This window comes from Pedobacter sp. NJ-S-72 (assembly GCF_053890575.1).
Window position 1 is genome coordinate 5158303 of the sequence record NZ_CM132681.1, and the last position, 14807, is coordinate 5173109.

At 37.1% G+C, this 14807-nt stretch carries 9 protein-coding genes and 4 pseudogenes; 12 read left to right on the forward strand and 1 reads right to left on the reverse strand.

Going from position 1 to position 14807, the window contains the following annotated elements:
- Nucleotides 1–338: 338 nt before the first annotated feature.
- The 11 genes and pseudogenes from rpsT to ACWYN3_RS34090 all read left to right on the forward strand — a co-directional run bounded on the left by rpsT (nt 339) and on the right by ACWYN3_RS34090 (nt 11882).
- A complete protein-coding gene (gene rpsT / locus ACWYN3_RS34040; RefSeq protein WP_041878275.1) occupies nt 339–593 on the forward strand; it encodes a 30S ribosomal protein S20 in 255 nt (84 codons plus the stop codon).
- 79 nt (nt 594–672) lie between these two features.
- The gene (locus tag ACWYN3_RS34045; RefSeq protein ID WP_456218193.1) at nt 673–1212 is read left to right on the forward strand and encodes a JAB domain-containing protein; all 540 of its coding nucleotides are present in this window, start codon (nt 673–675) and stop codon (nt 1210–1212) included.
- Between the two features lie 28 nt (nt 1213–1240).
- Nucleotides 1241–1351 carry a JAB domain-containing protein gene (locus tag ACWYN3_RS34050; protein ID WP_456218194.1) on the forward strand — a complete coding sequence of 37 codons (111 nt, stop codon included), beginning with the start codon at nt 1241–1243 and terminating at the stop codon, nt 1349–1351.
- Nucleotides 1352–1432: 81 nt separating this feature from the next.
- Nucleotides 1433–3831, forward strand: a pseudogene (gene pheT / locus ACWYN3_RS34055) (phenylalanine--tRNA ligase subunit beta).
- A gap of 54 nt (nt 3832–3885) precedes the next feature.
- A complete protein-coding gene (locus tag ACWYN3_RS34060; RefSeq protein WP_183881461.1) occupies nt 3886–4176 on the forward strand; it encodes a hypothetical protein in 291 nt (96 codons plus the stop codon).
- A 31-nt stretch (nt 4177–4207) separates the two neighbouring features.
- Nucleotides 4208–4500: pseudogene (locus ACWYN3_RS34065) on the forward strand (cell division protein ZapA).
- A gap of 261 nt (nt 4501–4761) precedes the next feature.
- On the forward strand, nt 4762–6327 hold the full coding sequence (rny, locus tag ACWYN3_RS34070; protein ID WP_456218195.1) for a ribonuclease Y: 1566 nt from the start codon (nt 4762–4764) through the stop codon (nt 6325–6327).
- 68 nt (nt 6328–6395) lie between these two features.
- The gene (locus ACWYN3_RS34075; RefSeq protein WP_456218196.1) at nt 6396–6923 is read left to right on the forward strand and encodes an Mpo1 family 2-hydroxy fatty acid dioxygenase; all 528 of its coding nucleotides are present in this window, start codon (nt 6396–6398) and stop codon (nt 6921–6923) included.
- A 367-nt stretch (nt 6924–7290) separates the two neighbouring features.
- Nucleotides 7291–10570: pseudogene (locus ACWYN3_RS34080) on the forward strand (outer membrane beta-barrel protein).
- A gap of 168 nt (nt 10571–10738) precedes the next feature.
- The gene (locus ACWYN3_RS34085) at nt 10739–11230 is read left to right on the forward strand and encodes a DUF4369 domain-containing protein (RefSeq protein ID WP_456218197.1); all 492 of its coding nucleotides are present in this window, start codon (nt 10739–10741) and stop codon (nt 11228–11230) included.
- Nucleotides 11223–11882, forward strand: coding sequence for a peroxiredoxin family protein (locus ACWYN3_RS34090; protein WP_456218198.1), 660 nt, complete (start codon nt 11223–11225; stop codon nt 11880–11882). The genes ACWYN3_RS34085 and ACWYN3_RS34090 overlap by 8 nt, the downstream gene beginning before the upstream one ends.
- Nucleotides 11883–12050: 168 nt before the next feature.
- Here ACWYN3_RS34090 and ACWYN3_RS34095 read toward each other — a convergent pair.
- A pseudogene (locus ACWYN3_RS34095) lies at nt 12051–13807 on the reverse strand (lysophospholipid acyltransferase family protein).
- 113 nt (nt 13808–13920) lie between these two features.
- Between ACWYN3_RS34095 and ACWYN3_RS34100 the strand changes: the two are divergent.
- On the forward strand, nt 13921–14805 hold the full coding sequence (locus ACWYN3_RS34100) for a ComEA family DNA-binding protein (protein ID WP_456218199.1): 885 nt from the start codon (nt 13921–13923) through the stop codon (nt 14803–14805).
- The last annotated feature ends 2 nt before the right edge of the window (nt 14806–14807 follow it).

Consider the following 14807-nt stretch of genomic DNA (forward strand, 5'->3'; position numbering starts at 1 on the left):
TACCTAATTTTTTCTAGAAAGTGTTTAAAAGAAAAATTCTGTAAACTTTAAGATTGTAGTATATTAGGAATGACAGGTTGCTGATGAAATACATATTCAAAAACTAAATAATATTTTTGGAGGCTTTTTTGATTATCACCTAATGCCCGAAGCCTAGCTCCTTTAGCCCCCTCTACATCATATTACCCTATAATCAAATATTATTATTTAAAATATTTGTGATATCGTTTTGCATATTAAAAACATAAGTTCTATATTTGCAGTCCGAAAAAGGATAAACAAGGTTTGTTTTAGTTATCAGACCTTTACATATAAAAAAAATATTATTATACTAAAAAATGGCAAATCATAAATCATCTTTAAAAAGAATCAGAGCAAACGCTACTAAACGTTTACGTAACAGATACCAAGCAAAAACTACTCGTACTTTTGTTAAAAGATTACGTGCATCTGTAGATAAAAAATCAGGTCAGGAGTTATTGCCTAAAGTGATTTCTATGTTAGATCGTTTAGCTAAGAAAAACGTTATTCACAAAAACAAAGCTGCAAACAACAAATCAAAGTTAACTAAATTTGTTAACGGCTTAAAATAGTAATAACTTTACAATATTGTAAACGGGATAGGCTTTGGCTTATGCCGTTTTTTTGTTTATGGTAAAATATGAACAAAATTTGAATATTAAATCTTTAACACTGGCAGAGCGTCCACGTGAAAAATTAATTCTGAATGGCAGAAGACATTTGTCAAATGCAGAGTTAATTGCCATTCTAATAGGCTCAGGGCACAGAACTGAGACGTCTGTACAAGTTGGTCAGCGAATCCTTTGTAATTATAACAATGATCTTGATGTATTAGGCAGGACGTCTGTTGAGGATCTTACCATGTTTAAGGGGATCGGTGAGGCTAAAGCGCTGTCTATTATCGCTGCACTTGAACTTGGCCGTCGCAGAAGGGAGCAAGCCCCTGCTAAGTTACAACAGATCCACTCTTCCAATGATGCTTTTGATTTGCTGCGGCCTACGCTCGCTGATTTGGATCACGAAGAATTCTGGATGCTGCTTTTAAATAAAGCTAATTTTGTGACTTGTACACATATGATTAGTAAAGGCGGACAGGCCAGTACAACCGTTGATCCTAAAATCATCTTTGAAAAGGCACTCAAAATGAAAGCGGCCTACATCATTCTTGCCCACAATCACCCCCTCAGGTAATTGTCAGCCCAGTAAAGAAGATGTCGCTGTGACCAAAAAACTGGTTGAAGCAGGTATGCTGATGGATACTCCCATCCTTGATCACCTCATCATTACCAATACGCAGTTCTACAGTATGGCCGATCAGGAAATTATTTAGTATCAATTCCCTATGTTTCTGTCCTAATAAATATAAGCAAAGCATTATTTTATATCTTTGCATTTTAGAATAAAATATAACATGAAGATATCATACAACTGGCTTAAACAATTCATACAAACTGACCTTAACCCACAGGAGCTTTCATTGATACTGACCAATATTGGTCTGGAAGTAGAAAGCCTTGAAAAAGTACAGCCGGTGGTAGGCGGTCTGGAAGGATTAGTGATTGGCCATGTGCTTACATGCGTTCAACATTCCAATGCTGACAAGCTGCGGGTTACTACTGTAAATGTTGGAGCGGCAGAAGCTATACAGGTTGTATGTGGCGCGCCAAACGTAGCAGAGGGCAGAAAGTTGTTGTGGCTACTGTTGGGACAACTGTTTATCCGAATGAAGGCGAACCTTTCAAAATCAATAAATCAAAAATCAGGGGCGAAGTTTCTGAGGGGATGATTTGTGCAGAAGATGAAATTGGTTTGGGAGGTTCTCATGCTGGTATCATGGTACTTGAGGCAGATGCAATTATTGGTATGCCAGCTAAAGACTATTTCAAAATGGAAGATGATTATCTTTTTGAAATAGGGTTGACGCCAAACAGAGCTGATGCAGCTTCGCATTTGGGTGTTGCCAGAGATTTGGCAGCGTACCTGAGAATCGACCTGAAAATGCCGGAAATTGATTCTTTTAAAACAGCTAATGAAAACTTAACTATTGCAGTTGAAGTCGCAGATACGGTTGCCTGCCCGAGATACAGTAGTGTTTCGATCAGTGGGGTAACTGTTAAAACTTCTCCTGACTGGTTACAGGACAAATTGAAAGTTATCGGCATACGCCCGATTAATAATAGTAGTAGACATTACCAATTATGTACTTCATGGTTTAGGCCAGCCGCTTCATGCTTTTGATGCGGATCAGATTGCAGGTAAAAAGATCATTGTACAGAAGGTTGCTGAAGGAACTCCATTTGTTACTTTAGACGGTGTTGAACGTAAGTTGTCTGCAGAAGATCTAATGATCTGTGATACAGAAAAACCGGTAACTATTGCTGGTGTTTACGGAGGTAAGAATTCTGGTGTAAGTGCTGAAACTAAAAATATCTTTTTAGAAAGTGCTTATTTCAATTCTGTATCGGTTCGTAAAACGGCGAAAAGACACGGTTTAAAAACAGATGCTTCTTTCCGTTATGAACGTGGTACTGATCCGGAAATGACTATCACAGCTTTAAAATATGCTGCTTTATTAATCCAGGAACTGGCAGGAGGAGAGATCTCTTCTGTGGTTTCAGATTTATATCCACAGCCGGTTGCTCCTTTTGATGTAGAGGTTACTTATAAAAACATTACAGAGGCTGATTGGTGCTGCTATTCCGGATGAAGAGATCAAAGCAATTATTACTTCATTAGGTATTACTGTAGTCAGCGAAACGACTGAAGGTTTATCTTTAAAAGTTCCTAGCTTTAAAGTAGATGTTACCCGTGAATGTGATATCACCGAAGAAGTCTTAAGAATTTACGGATATAATAATATTGAGATCCCGAGTAAGGTGAACGCTTCACTTACTTTTTCTGCTAAGCCAGACAGAGAGCAGACACAGCATGTGGTTGCTGATATGTTAACAGCTAACGGATATCTTGAAATCTGGTGTAACTCTTTAACTAAAGGTGTTTATTCTAAAAATGAAGAAGAAGTAGTACGGATTTTAAACCCTTTAAGTTCAGATCTGAATGTAATGCGTCAGAGTTTATTGATGCCGGCACTGGAAAGTGTTGCTTATAACCAGAACAGAAAGAACGGTGATGTTAAATTCTATGAGTTCGGTAAAACTTATCATTTGATAAATGAAAATATGTAGAACGTCCAAGATTATTATTAGTTCTTTCGGGTTCGGATATCACTGAACAATGGAATCAAAAACCAGCTCCTGTGAGTTTCTATAACCTGAAAGCTGCAGTTGATGCAGTGATCGGCAGATTGGGAATTACCAATTACCAGACTGAAGAAGTTAGTGATGAAAACTTTGCTTTTGGATTGAAATATTTCAGAGGCCCACAACCAATTGTAACTTTCGGTGCGGTAACAGCAGCGGATAAGAAACAGGCTGATGTGGATAAAGATGTATATTACGCAGACTTTGACTGGGCTTTATTGTTGGATATCGTTCGAAAAAACAAGGTAATCAGTAAAGAGATCCCTAAGTATCCGGCAGTAAGAAGAGATCTTTCGATGCTGGTAGATACAGACGTTACGTTTGATGCTTTGAAAACTATAGCTTTCAAAACGGAAAAGAAACTACTTAAAAATGTTCAGATATTTGATGTCTATGTTGGTGATAAATTACCAGAAAACAAAAATCTTATGCATTGAACTTCACCTTGCAGGATGACCAGCAGACTTTGACTGACAAGCAGATTGATGCAGTTATGCAAAAGATTATAGCTAACTTAGCCCAAACTGCCAAAGCAGAGATAAGAAAGTAATTTTATTTGTTACTTTTAGGAATATTATAAATACTATCAATTTTTAAATAAAAGATGTCTTCGGTTGCAGAACAATTAGATTCAGTATTACTTAAAGCTGCTCGGCTTATCGAGCTCTGTAATGCATTACAAGAGGAAAATGAGTTGTTAAAGCAGGAGAATTCATCTGTAAAGTTAGCCTTGAATGCTGCTAAAATTAAAAACTCAGATCTTGACGAAAAGATGAGAGTGCTTAAATTAGCGAAGAGTATTGAAGGAACAAGCGAAAAGACACTTGATATAAAGCAAAAAATTAACGATTTTGTGCGTGAAATCGATAAATGTGTGGTGTTGCTTAAAAAATAAGGATTACACGAAATTGAAACAAAGCTAAGAAATGGGAGAAATCTCGATAAAAATAACTATCTCGGACCGCATTTACCCTTTAAAGGTGAATATGGAGGAGGAAGAAATTGTAAGGCGGGCAGCCAAAAAATTATTAACGAGCGTATAAAGGACTATCAGGAAAATTATGCGGTCAGAGATAAACAGGATTTGCTATCTATGGCAGTGTTGCATTATGCAACGGCTGTATTAAGGGTAGAAAATAAAGTGCAGGATCAAGATACTGCAGTAGCTGAAAAAGTTGAAGAATTAGATAGTTTACTGAACGATTTTTTTACCAAATAGAATCGTCCTGTAATTTCAAAGCGTAGAAAAAATTTAACCGTTGTTAAGTTTTAGTTTCATTGTTTCGTAATCTTTAAATACAGGCAGGGTGGCTGGGATCAGCTACTGTTAATTATTGCATGTATTTAAAGCTGTAAGACAGGAATTAAAATTTAACGGCGGTTTTTTTTTAGATTAGAATTTAACAATGGTAATGAGAGACTTGCATGCATAAGCATACGGAAATAGGTTATGTTTATGCACGTTTATATATAAATTAAAATGGAAATAATAGGAATAATTGGATATGTACTGGCCAGCTTAGTTGTTGGTATACTGGTGGGCAGATATTTGCTGCGCAGCCTGTTGAAAAAACAGGAGGTTGCCGCACAGTCAAAAGTGAAGAAAATTTTAAAAGAGGCTGAAAGTAACGCTGAAATTTTAAAGAAAGACAGATTACTGGAAGCTAAAGAGAAGTTTTTACAATTGAAGACTGAACATGAGCAGGAAGTAAATGCTAAAAACAACCAGGTCAACCAACGTGAGAATGCCATTAAACAGAAAGAACAATCTGTAAACCAGCGTTTGGAAAATATGAACCGCAAGGAACAGGAACTGGATAACAGCAAGAAAAATCTGGATAAACAGACTGACATTGCGATTAAAAAACAGGAAGAAGTTGATCTGCTGAAAAATCAGCATGTGAAACAACTGGAAACAATTGCTCTGTTTTTAAGTGCTGAAGAAGCTAAAAACCAGTTGGTTGAAAACATGAAACAGGAAGCCAGAACACAAGCAATGATCCAGGTTAAGGACATCGTTGACGAGGCCAGACTGACTGCAACTAAAGAAGCTAAAAAAGTCGTTATCCAAACGATACAGCGTACTGCTGTTGAGGCGGCAATCGAAAATACAGTATCTATTTTTCATATTGAGAGTGATGAGATCAAAGGTCGTGTAATTGGACGTGAGGGTAGAAATATCCGTGCGCTTGAAGCAGCTACTGGTATTGAGATCATTGTGGATGATACTCCTGAGGCAATTATCCTTTCAGGTTTTGACCCGGTAAGAAGAGAGATTGCCCGTTTAGCATTACACCGTCTGGTAACTGATGGCCGTATCCACCCTGCACGTATTGAAGAGGTGGTAGCTAAAAAAAAAAAACAGATTGAAGATGAGATTGTCGAAATCGGTGAACGTACTGTAATTGATTTAGGTATCCATGGTCTGCACCCTGAGTTAATCAGAATGGTTGGACGTATGCGTTACCGTTCGTCTTACGGACAGAACTTATTACATCACTCACGTGAGGTAGCTAATTTCTGTGCAACAATGGCAGCAGAATTAGGCTTAAATGCTAAGATGGCTAAACGTGCAGGATTACTTCACGATATAGGTAAAGTACCTGATGACAATCCAGAATTGCCACACGCTATTTTAGGAATGCAACTGGCAGAAAAATATAAGGAGCATCCAGAAATTTGTAATGCTATCGGAGCCCACCATGATGAAATCGAAATGACTTCTATGATCTCACCGATTATACAAGCTTGTGATGCGATTTCTGGTGCACGTCCTGGTGCAAGGCGTGAAGTGGTTGAAAGTTATATCAAACGTCTGAAAGAATTAGAAGAATTAGCTCTTTCTTATCCTGGTGTAGAGAAAACTTTCGCTATCCAGGCAGGTAGAGAATTAAGAGTTGTAGTTGAAAGTGAAAGAGTAACAGATCAGCAGGCTGAATTATTAGCAGCAGATATCTCTAACCGTATCCAGACTGAAATGACTTACCCGGGTCAGATTAAAGTTACGGTAATCAGAGAGACCCGTTCGGTTGCCTTTGCTAAATAAGTTAACTACTAAATATTATTACCGAAGCGATAGATTATTCTATTTTTTTTTTTTTTTATTTTTATACTATGAAGAAGCAGAAACCCGCAGTGGGAAAATTGGAGAATAAAAAAGAAGTGGATATTCTATTTGATACCTACTCAGAAAGTCATCAGAACCCTTCTAATGAACTGATTCACTGGATCTGTGTGCCTTTGATTGTTTTTAGTTTATTAGGACTGGTCTGGTCAATCCCTTTTCCTTATCTGGGGTTCCTTGGGAAATATGACGGATTTGTGAACTGGGCTTCTTTTCTGATTGCTTTTTCGGGATACTATTATTACCGCCTTTCTCCGGTACTTTCTTATATGATGATCTTGTTGATCTTTGCAGCAGCATTTATTATTGTGCAGCAGCTGGAAAAGTGGGCTTTGGCTGGCGGACCTGCACTTTGGCTGGTTTGTGTGGTGATTTTCGTGCTTTCATGGGTCGGTCAGTTCATCGGTCATAAAATAGAAGGAAAAAAACCCTCATTTTTACAGGATGTTAAGTTTTTGTTAATCGGACCAATCTGGTTATTACATTTCATTTGTCTTAAAGTCGGGTTGAAATATTAATTCTATACGTTTTAGCTAACCTGTTATGGCAGTGGCTTAATCTTAATGTCTAAAAGACATAAAAAACAAGGCCGCAGAGTGATCACTCTGCGGCCTTGTTTTTGCAATATATCCGGATTTGCGCCTGCTTAACGTAAGCTTAATATTGAGGAAACACTATTTTAAGGCTTCTTGTAAGTCTGACGAAACATTCTTTTAGCCTTCTACCCCTCTTTTGGAGGGCTTAATGATACATTTTTACTTGTTTTTAACTGAGTTTTAATTTATCTATAATTTGATATTAACTCATGGGCTCTCATTAATGTGAAATTAATATTAACGTCACATTGCGACCCTAGTTTTACAAAAAAAAACAGAAGCAAGAAAAATGAAAAAATTTCTAACAATTAATCTCTCCTGCGTATTGCTTACTTTCCTCCTTTTTATGGGGTTAGGTGTGAATGCTCAGGTAACGACATCAAGCATTAACGGTAAAATTAAAGATGCAAAGGGACAGACTATTCCTGGAGCGAGTGTTTTGGTTTTACATACCCCTACGGGAACTAAGTACGGTGCTGTTACCGGAGCGGATGGATATTTCCGTATCAATAACTTAAATCCTGGTGGACCTTACAAAATCACTGTTACTTATGTAGGTTACAACAAACAGGAAAAAGAAATCAGCAGCCTTGGTCTGGGTACTGATCAGCGTATGGACTTCACTTTAACAGATGAAGGACAACAACTGAGTGAAGTTACTGTCAAAGGTAAAAGAGGTGGCGTTAAAGTTGGTGCAGGCACACAGATTGGCGAACAGCAAATCAAAAACATACCTACAGTTAGCAGAAGCTTAACTGATTTAACCCGTACAACTCCACAAGGTAGTAAGGATAACTCTTTTATGGGTACCAACTTCAGATACAATAACGTAACTATTGATGGTGCGATTAATAATGATGCAATTGGTTTCAGTCCTTCATTAGGTGGTCAGAGCGGAAGCTCTGGTATGCCAGGTAGCAGTACTAGAACAAATCCGGTATCGATTGATGCGATTCAGGATGTTCAGGTTTTACTAGCTCCTTACGATGTTAAGATTGGTAACTTTACAGGTGGTAGTGTGAATGCGGTAACGCGTTCTGGTACAAATGATGTATCAGGATCAGTGTACGGTTACGGTCGTAATGCGAGTTTGATTGGTAAAAACAAAACTGGTGATGGTTCTAAAATGCCTTCTGATTTCCACGATTATCAGACTGGTTTCAGATTAGGTTTCCCGATTATTAAAAATAAATTATTCTTCTTTACAAATGAGAGATTACACGTCGTCAGGATCCTGTAATTTTAGGTGCTGGTTCTCCGGATAATAAAGTAATTACTTTAGATCAGGCTCAGCAGATTTCTGATTTAATGAAAAACAAATATGGTATTGATGCAGGTTCTTTTGGAAACTATAATATCTATGCCAGATCAAATAAATTCTTCAACCGTGTAGATTGGAATATCAATGATAAAAATCAGTTGACTATCCGTAACAACACGATTACTTCTACAGCAACTAACTTAGAGCGTGACCAGTCAAACTTCAGATTTGGTGGAATTGATTATAAACAAACAAATAATCAAAGTTCAACTGTTGCTGAGTTAAAAAGCAGAATCAACAATGATATGTCTAACAGCTTAGTAGTTGGTTATTCAAGCATTCATGATTTCAGGGATCCAACATCTAATCCTGCTATACCGCAGATTGAGATTGGTGGTGGTGCTGGTGGAACGATTTTCTTAGGTACAGACCGTGAAGCAAGTGTTTTTCAATATGATGAAACAAAAGACGTTTGAATTTACGGATAACTTTACTTTAACTAAAGGAAAACACACATTTACTTTTGGTACCCACAATGAGTTATATAATATCACTTATGGTTTCGTGAATGCATGGAATGGTCGTGTTTCCTATAAATCTGTAAATGATTTCTTAGCTGGTAATCCTGATCGTGTTCGTACTAACTATAATTATGCTGATAATACAAGGGATAACATTATGGCTAACCCACCAGCACAATTCAAGTTAAATATGTTCAGTGTATATGGTGAAGATCAATGGCAGGTAACTGATCGTTTCAAATTAACTTATGGTGTGAGATTTGATTTAGCTGATATGCCGAACAAACAACCTTTAAGTTCAAAGACTACGGGTTCTCCTGTTGATCCTAACTATGGAACTACTTATACTTATACTCAGCCTAGCCAGATTAAAAATGATTTCTTTGGTCAGATACAAATATCTCCACGTGTTGGATTCAACTTCGACGTGTTAGGTGACCAGAGTTTAATTATGCGTGGTGGTAGTGGTTTATTCACTGGTAGAGTTCCTTTTGCATGGTTAGGTTATGCTTATTATAATAATGGAGCAACTTATGGTGCATATGATAACCAGGTTAGTAAAGCAGGAAGTCCAGCTTTTGTAGCTGGATCAGATCCAATCAGAGATGCTTTAAACGGAAATGGTGAAGCTGGTTTCGTTACTAAACAAGGTAAAAATGTTAATGATGCAAGTGGTGCAACTCAGGTAGATTTAATTGATAACAACTTCAAAATGCCTAAAACATGGAGAAGCAGTTTGGCTTTTGATTATAAGACTGATGACCAATGGAAGTTTACACTAGAAGGTATCTATACTAAAGTAATTAATGACCTGAAATTTCAGCAGATCAATTATGTAGATAACCCTACTTACCTGGTTTATGATACGCAACATCAGCAACCAATTTATTCAAATACGAAGATCAATCCTTTATATACTAATGCATACTTGCTTTCTACAACACAAGCAAAGGTTACCGTTACAGTGTAACTGGTCAGATTGCTAAATCTTTCCCTTTTGGTTTAGATGTAATGGCGGCATATACTTATGGACAGTCTAAAGATGTGACTAATGGTATTAGAAACTCAATGGAGTCTAACTGGCAGTTGAACCAGGCTTTAAGCCCAAATAATCCACAATTAGCTACTTCTAACTTCGACGTTCGTAACCGTATCATATCTACTGTTAATTATAGATTTGCATGGGATAAGGCTAATAAATATGTGTCAAGTTTCTCACTGTTTTATAGTGCACAATCAGGCACTCCTTATTCTTATGGATTCGTAGGTTCTACGATCAATGGTACAGGACAGACTGTTAGTTTAGCATATATTCCTAAAGCAGGCGAGACAGTTAACTTCTTTAAGGATATCGCCGGTGGAGCAACAGCAGCAACACAAGCAGCAGCATTTGATACATTCATTGATGGTGATAAATATCTTAAAACAAGAAGAGGAATTTCACTGAAAGAAACGGAGCGCGTACACCCTGGAATACACAACTTGATTTCCGTTTTGCTCAGGATATCAGAATCATAGAAAACGGTTCACATAAGCATACGCTAACGTTTACTTATGACATCGTTAACTTAACTAACCTATTAAATAAGAACTGGGGAGTTCAGTATTTCTCTCCAAACACATTTAACTCAATGGCAAGTGTAGGATTGAGTGCTGTTAAAGGTGCTACAGGTAATGCTACTACTTATCCAACTTATACGTTTGATCAGAAAAATACAAGTAATTATTCAAAAGACTTTTTCGCATCTAGATTCCAAATGCAATTTGGTTTGAGATATAGCTTCTAATGAATTGTTAGCATCTCTTTTAAGAGGAACATAATTGAGAACCCTTATCTATTAATTTAGATAAGGGTTTTTTAATGTCTGATCAATTAGGTACAACCCATCAGAATCTATTATATTGGCCTGAAAATGATGATTTGTTCATTTATTTTAAATGTGGTTACAGAATTTATGAAGCGTATAGTTTTAAGTTTATTAGTTTTTAGTATTGGAATAGTAGGGGCATCCGCTCAGCAGAAGGGTTTTACAATCAAAGGGAAAATCGGGAATCTCAACGCTCCTGCAAAAGTCTATTTTGTTTCTCATGAAACAAAAATTCTGGATTCGGCAGTTTTAGAGAATGGCATTTTTCAATTTAAAGGCATGGTGAAAAAGCCTGGGTTTGCAGATCTGAGTTTAGACAGATATGGAGTTGGGAGGGATAGTATTGATCTGGAAGATAATACTGATGAACTAACATTTTTTTTAGACAATTCAGAAATTACTGTTACTGCGACTGATTCTTTGATACGTGGAGAAGTTACAGGTTCAAAAGGAAATGATCAGTATATGACCTATAATAAATTTATAGGCGGAACAGTCACCGCTGCTTATAAAAATTACCGGAACAGAATTTCGCCTTATTTATGGAGATCATATCCTTTTACCAAAGGAATTGAATGATGAATACATGTATCAGTTCAAGGCGAAGCGTTTTGAAAAACAATTACAGTTTATCAATGAGAATCCTGAATCTTTATTCAGTCTGTATGCGTTAACTGATATAACCGCTATGGGGTATGAAAAAGATATGGGAAAAACAGGCGCTGCTTACCGATCTATCGATGCGAAATTGCGTAATACTAAAGAGGGGCAACGGATAGGAAGATTGATTCAATCAAGAAGTCAGGGAGCTGTAGGTACAATGGCACCGGACTTTACTTTGTATGATGTCAATCATAAACCAGTTACCTTATCCTCTTATCGTGGCAACTATGTCGTACTGTATTTCTGGGTAACCGGAAATGATCTGATCAAAGCAGAAAACTATAGAATGACCAAAGCTTACGAATTGTATAAAAACAAAAAATTTAAGATTATCAGTATTTCTTTAGATCCTGAAAAAAGAAAAGCTGTCTGGCAGAAAGAAGTTAAGGAAAATAAACTACCATGGGTTCAGGTCTGGGGATTAAAATCCGGGCCTCTTGCTACAACAAAGCTTTACGGGAATTTAGGAACTCCGGTGAGTATTGTAGTTGATCCGGATGGAAAGATTGTTTTAAAAGACTTGAATGGCCATGAATTACAATATCAGCTCGCCGAATATATGAAATAGGTGATATGTTATTAATGTATAGAAATGTTTAACACAGATAACTAATCCTTAATCCTGACTTAACATATGGCCTCTATATTTGTGGTGTAAATATTTGGTTAGTATTTATCAAGTTTAGGTTTAGTTGATAACAAAATAGCCCGGGTGGATGTCCGGGCTATTTGTTTTTTAAAAGTTTTTGCCAATTTTCTCCAGCATCTCTGGCGGGATACTTTGCATATCCACAACGAGGAATCCATCCAGGCAATCCGAGAACTTCGGATCTATATTAAAACAGATGATTTTCGCATTCAGGTTAAGGTACTGTCTTAACAATACTGGAATTTTGATATGTGTATTTTCAAATATCAGATATCAAGACGTCAAGATCTTTCAGTGAGTCACTGCTTTCAATAAGCAGGTCTTTATCTATCGCAGACAAATCTGCCTTGAATTTATTTCTTGGTCTCACATATTGTCCTAACTCGTAATCAAAATGGTTCTTGGTGATGAAATCAACAATCAGCGATTTAGAAAACTTAGAGAAGTTATTACTGATACTTACCGGGCCAAACATGTAACGGTACTGCGGGTTATCCAAAAGATATTTTAAGATACCTTTCCATAATAAAAACAGGGGCAAAGCCTTTTGCTGATATTCTTTACGGATCCATGAACGTCCCAGTTCAATTCCCTGCTGTAATACAGGATAAAATGGTTCTTTGATTTTAAAGAGTTCAGAAAGATAAAACCCTCTTTTTCCTAAGGTATTTAGAATTTCATCACCTTTACCAATCCGGTAAGCTCCGACAATGTTCTGCTGCTCGGTATCCCAGATAAATAAATGATGATAATAGATATCATAGTTGTCAAGATCTATCTTTTTGTTAGATCCTTCGCCTACTTCCCTGAAAGTTATTTCTCTCAAACGGCCTATCTCTCTTAAGATGTTTGGGATATTAGCCGAAGGGCTGATATAAACTTCGTAGTTTTTCTCAGACCATACACGGTAGGTTTCCAGCTGGTCAATCTCTTCGATGATACTCGCCCTTGAAGTTTCTTCAATAATAGGTTCAGGAGTTTTCTTGATTTTGAAAAGATTGATTGGATTAAACAGTTTCCTTTCCTGTTCGATACTTGTGCCCAGGGCATAAGTACGTGCGCGAAGGAAATCCAGAAGCTTATTTGTATTGTTACGGTAAGAGATATCCTCAATGTGGATAGGTTTCCCGATTCTGACTTTTATCTTTAATCCTTGTTTATTTAAAAACTCGGAAGGTAATTTCGCTGTGCGAAGGGTAGGGTGGATGAAACTAAGGATATTAAAAAGTACGCCATTATTACCATGGAAATAAATAGGTACTACGGGTACTTTCGCACGGGCGATTAATTTTCCAACAACCGGATGCCATAAGCGATCTGTGATTTCCTGTTTGTCAAGGCTAAAAGTCGATACCTCGCCTGCAGGGAAGATCCCGATCGGTACACCGTTCTGTAAAAGATCGAATGTTGCTTTTAATCCGCTGATACTCGAAGAATGCTGTACATTCTCAAAAGGGTTGACAGCAACAAAAAACTCATTCAGGTTAGGGATCTTTTGAAGGATGAAATTAACCATTACTTTGGCTTCCGGCCGTACAGTACATAATAGCTTTACCAATGCAAGCCCTTCTATCCCGCCATATGGATGATTTGCAATTGCAATAAAACCACCTGTTTTTGGAATGTTTCTTAAATCATCCTCATCGAAATCAATAGATACCCCAATTGTTTCCAATATCTTATCTACAAACTCTAAACCATTGAAATGCTGATTCTGAGAGAAAACTTTATTGATATCGTTTAATTTCATTACTTCCTTCCAGCAGATCTGCTGCCAGTCCCGGAACACCGAGTTTATCAATTTTAGTGGCCTTAGCAAATTCTTTGGTGGTTATGATCTTCATATCTGTTTTTAAAAGAGGGGGATTAAGTACATATTCAACCTAAGGGTTTAAATATGTATCCGAATCAATCTCAAAAATAAGATTTATATTCTTAAATAACGGAAGTACATTGTATGGAGATGCGAAAATGGCTAAATATTTATTTTAATTTCTCCAAACGAGAATATAATGGCTTGCTGGTGATGATTGTGCTGATCGGATTAATCAGGGCAACTCCATTAGTCTACGATTTTTTTGTTGTTGAGGAATGGGATCTCAAGGCAGAAAGCTCTGCTATTAATCAATTGATCCTGATGAAGAAGAACGAGGCAGCTAAACAGGGTACTGTGCCAGTTAAGCAGTCCAGGCTGTTCAATTTTGACCCTAACCTTATTGGTGCGGATGATTGGCAATTGCTGGGGTTGTCTGCAAAACAGGCAGCTGTCATCTTAAGGTATCGAGAAAAGGGGGGAAGATATTATAAAAAGGAGGATCTGCAGAAAATGTATGTGATCAGCTCCGAAATGTATGAAAGGCTTACACCTTATATATATATTAAGGAAACGGAGCAAAAGGATAGTCATTCATATCCTGCATATAACCATCCTGCGAAGCAGAAACCTGTATTAATATCATTGAATACAGCAGATACTTTACGATTAATGGAAATTAAAGGTGTGGGGCCGGCTTTTGCCAGAAGGATTTTCAATTACCGGCAGCGTCTGGGTGGGTTTTATAAAAAGGAGCAGCTACTGGAGGTCTATGGGCTGGATAGTTTAAAGTATAATGAAATTAAAGATCAGCTGGTTCTGGATGATCAGCCGCTGATCAGAATTAACCTGAATACTGCTTTGTTTGATGATTTGAAAAATCACCCCTATTTAAAGTATAAACAAGTCAATGCGATCATTCAGTTTCGAAAACAACACGGAAATTATGAATATATTGCAGACTTAAAAAAAGTGGCTATTCTATCTGCTGAAACTATAGAGAAGTTAGCCCCATATATCTCTTTTTAATC